Raw genomic sequence first — 3,736 nt, forward strand, 5'->3', positions numbered from 1 at the left:
CCTTCTATCCCAATGAATTTTGGGAGAATCAACATCAGTGGAATTAAGAATATCACCTGTCGAGCCAATGTTAAAAGCAATGCCGGCTTGGCCTTTCCGATTGCCTGAAAAAATGACGCGCCCAACATCTGAATTCCTACCAGAGGAATTACAATAATTACAATTACCAAATATCTTGATCCCGGTATAATCAGAGCCTCATCATTTGTGAAAATTTCGAAGACCTCTCGCGGGAAAACTGACATTACAAACAAACTTATACTTCCGAGGATAAAAGCAGAGATAAAGGATATTTTTATCACCTTTAGTACTCTGTCATAATTCTCAGCTCCAAAATTATAACCCAGTATCGGCAGGAAGCCCTGTATTAATCCTATCATTGGAAAAACCGACATCATCATCACTCTGTTCAGAATACCGTATGCTGCCACATCTACTTCGCTGCCGTAAACCATAAGACTGTGGTTTATAAATATAGCTATTATACTTGCAGAACCCTGTCTGGCAAATGATGATGAACCTATTCCAATAACTTCTTTTACAGTGTCTACATTAAGCTTTAAATATTGAAGTTTAATAACTACTGAGCTTTTACCTGATCCAATAAAATAATATGCAATGAAAATAAATGTCAGAATTTGGGCAATAAGTGTAGCCCATGCAGCTCCTGAAATTCCCCAACTGAGCCAGATAATAAATATATAATCCATCACCAGATTCAATACCGAAGAAACCAGCATAACTATCATCGACATTCTGGCATTACCTTCCGATCGGATAATGTTGTTGCCTGCCATGGAAAGTCCGAGGAAAGGAGTTCCGGCCAAAACTATCAGGTAGTATTCTTTCGCATAGGGGAAAATTTCTCCATCGGCACCGAATAACATCAAAACTGTATCGGGGAAAATATAACCAATTAGTGTAAACAGTACCGTAAATGTAAAGGTGAGCATTAGCAAATTCCCGAAAACAGTATTGGCTTTATCTGCTTGATTTGCTCCAAGGTAACGCGATATCAGAGATGATCCTCCAACACCCAGTGCCATACCAACAGCAGCAATCAGCATTGTTATAGGCATAACAATTGCCAGTCCTCCAATTGCCATGGATCCTACAAATCTCGCAACAAAAATGGTGTCTATAACATTATAGAGAACCATTACCATCATTCCTATTGTGGCGGGAACAGACAGTTTTAGCAACAAGCTTCCTATGTTGAGTTTTCCTAATTCGTCGGTATGTGCTTGAACTTTTGCCAAAAAAGAATATTATGTTTTTCGCTCCACTTTTGGGGTGTTATGTGATTGATTTTCAGTAGTAGGCTAAGTTAGTGCAATAAAAGTTAATTATTACACAATTTCTCTATTTGCTCCTTCATGGTTTCGAAACTCACGCCCCCTACAATTTTATCAACCAGCATTCCATCTTTATCTATGATTAACTGAGTAGGAAAAGAAGATATTTTCTGGGCGTCAACAAAATTGCTTCCGTTAGGAATTAGCTTGTACTTAAACGGGTGCATATAAGTGAAATTTTCAACCTCATCTTCGTTATTTAGCGAAACACCGATGAAAACAACATTTCTGTCGCTGTACTCATCTACCAATTTATTAAGTTCAGGAATTTCTTTTTTACATGGTGGGCAAGATGAAAACCAAAAGTTAAACACAACTATACTTCCTTCCAGATCCTTACTATTCCATACATCACCGTTGATATCGGTAAGTTCGAATTTAATTTTGCTTTTTGGAGTGTTTTCATCTGATCCGAAAACGAACAAACTTAAAGAAGATAAGATTAGGGCTAAAGTAAAGATAAATGGAGCCTTCTTTATCAGGACAGGTACTTTGGATTGCATAAGAGTATATTTTTTGAGGCGCAAATATAGATAAACTTTGTATAAAAAAAACAGGCTGATTAAGTTCGCTATTTGCGAATTTTATACTATTTTTGCATCAATAACCCGGATTATGAATAATATAGTTGCTAAAAGAACTCTGACTGAATTTTGGAAAAAATACCCTGATTCTGAAAAACCACTAAGACATTGGTACAACAATGCATTAAAATCCAAGTGGATGAATTTTTCAGATATAAAAAAAGATTATGGTTCAGCTGATATTGTTGCAGATAGCAGGGTTATATTCAATATTGACGGTAATAAATATCGCCTAATAGTTAAATTCAACTTTTTAATGAGTTGGGGATGGATAAGGTTCATTGGGACACACGGGGAATATGACAAGATTAATCCTAAAACAATTTAATCATGGTAGCAGATAAGATTATTAAAACCGAAAAAGAATATGAAGATGCTTTAAGAGCATTAGAGGGTGTTTTTGATGCAAAACCCGGAACATCTGAAGCTGAGAAAGCAGAACTGTTAGTATTCTTAATTTCTAAATATGAAGATGAAAAATACCCTATTCCTGAAGTAGAACCTGTTGAAGCAATTAAATTTGTAATGGAAGCAAAAGGACTAAAACAGAAAGATTTGATTCCTATATTCGGCAGTAAAAGTCTGGTAAGTGAGGTACTTAACAAAAAACGTGATTTAACTCTGAAAATAATAAAATCATTACACGAAAATCTTAATATTCCTTATGAATTACTGATTGCATAATCTGCATCAAAACAATTCCAGTTGTTCTGTGTTTTGATTTTGAGATTCAAGCTGCAAAAGCCTTTTCTTAACATTCAGTCCTCCTGCATAACCTACGAGTTCGCCTTTGCTGCCTATAATTCGGTGGCAGGGAATAATAATAGCAATTGCATTTGCCCCGTTTGCAGAAGCTACAGCCCTAATTGCTTTTTCGTTTTTAAGTTTTTTAGACAGGCCTAAGTATGTATCTGTTTTGCCGTATGGCACTTTCATCAATTCTTCCCATACTGATTTTTGAAAATCACTGCCTGCGAATGCTATGGGGATATTGAACTCTTCGCGTTTCCCATCAAAATACTCTTCGAACTGCGAAATAGTATTTTCTATTACTTCTGAAGACTCTTCAATATATTCGGCATCGAAATACTTCTTAATTCTTGAATCAATTGTAGTTCGCATTCTGCGGTAACGCCAGTCGGCCAGGCACAGTTTACCATTGAATGAGCCGAGGATTATTTCTCCTACCGGCGATTTGTAGTATTGTATGTTGATTTGTTCTGAAGTCATATAATTTATCAAAGTTACAAAGAGTCAGGCAGGAAAGAGGAAAGAAAAAAGATAAAAGATAAAAGAAAAAAGAGAAAGCGACGAAGGAGCTTCAGCGAGCAACTGTTGAAAAATAGAGTGCCAGCGAGCTAAAAGGAAAAAGAGGAAAGCCTGCTACGATCTGCGTGGGCAAAAGCATGCCCTGAGCTGAGTAGAAGGGGGAAAAGTTTTGACACACAGTTTGCAGAAAGCAACAGCTAATATCAATTGAATATAAAATAACCGCAACGTAACGCGAAGTTTTACGCAATGTATCGCAGAGGTTTATTTGTTTTTAAGGTGCAGACCCCGAAATGTAATTTTCGAACTGCTATACCGGGCAAAGCTATAGCGGAGAGCCTGTCTGCCAATCCAGGCAGGCCGGAAATAGCGCCAAAAAAGATCTGGAATACTTTAATTAATATCAAATGATCTTCCGAACTGTGTCAGAACCCCATTTAAAAAATAAAATAACCTTTTGAACTATATTGGAAAGCAGAAAAATAAAAAAATGATCTTCCGACCTAAATCGGAGCCCCATTTTTAAAA

5 protein-coding genes are annotated in these 3,736 nt (G+C 36.6%); 2 read left to right on the forward strand and 3 right to left on the reverse strand.

Annotated features, from left to right (window positions below; genetic code table 11):
- On the reverse strand, window positions 1-1,259 hold a 1,259-nt coding region (locus ABFR62_13590; protein ID MEN8139451.1), incomplete at its 3' end, for an MATE family efflux transporter.
- Between the two features lie 83 nt (window positions 1,260-1,342).
- Complete coding sequence (locus ABFR62_13595; GenBank protein MEN8139452.1) at window positions 1,343-1,858, reverse strand: TlpA disulfide reductase family protein; 516 nt, start codon at window positions 1,856-1,858, stop codon at window positions 1,343-1,345.
- A gap of 112 nt (window positions 1,859-1,970) precedes the next feature.
- On the opposite strand from ABFR62_13595, the gene ABFR62_13600 reads away from it, so the two are divergent.
- Together ABFR62_13600 and ABFR62_13605 are read left to right on the forward strand one after the other, a co-directional pair.
- Window positions 1,971-2,267 (forward strand): type II toxin-antitoxin system HigB family toxin, encoded by a 297-nt coding sequence (locus ABFR62_13600; protein MEN8139453.1) that lies wholly within the window; start codon window positions 1,971-1,973, stop codon window positions 2,265-2,267.
- Between the two features lie 2 nt (window positions 2,268-2,269).
- The gene (locus ABFR62_13605) at window positions 2,270-2,623 is read left to right on the forward strand and encodes a transcriptional regulator (GenBank protein MEN8139454.1); all 354 of its coding nucleotides are present in this window, start codon (window positions 2,270-2,272) and stop codon (window positions 2,621-2,623) included.
- A 6-nt stretch (window positions 2,624-2,629) separates the two neighbouring features.
- Here ABFR62_13605 and ABFR62_13610 read toward each other — a convergent pair whose 3' ends face one another.
- Window positions 2,630-3,169, reverse strand: coding sequence for a methylated-DNA--[protein]-cysteine S-methyltransferase (locus tag ABFR62_13610; GenBank protein MEN8139455.1), 540 nt, complete (start codon window positions 3,167-3,169; stop codon window positions 2,630-2,632).
- Window positions 3,170-3,736 lie beyond the last annotated feature (567 nt).

This window comes from Bacteroidota bacterium (assembly GCA_039714315.1).
Taxonomy (GTDB): Bacteria; Bacteroidota; Bacteroidia; order Flavobacteriales; family JADGDT01; genus JADGDT01.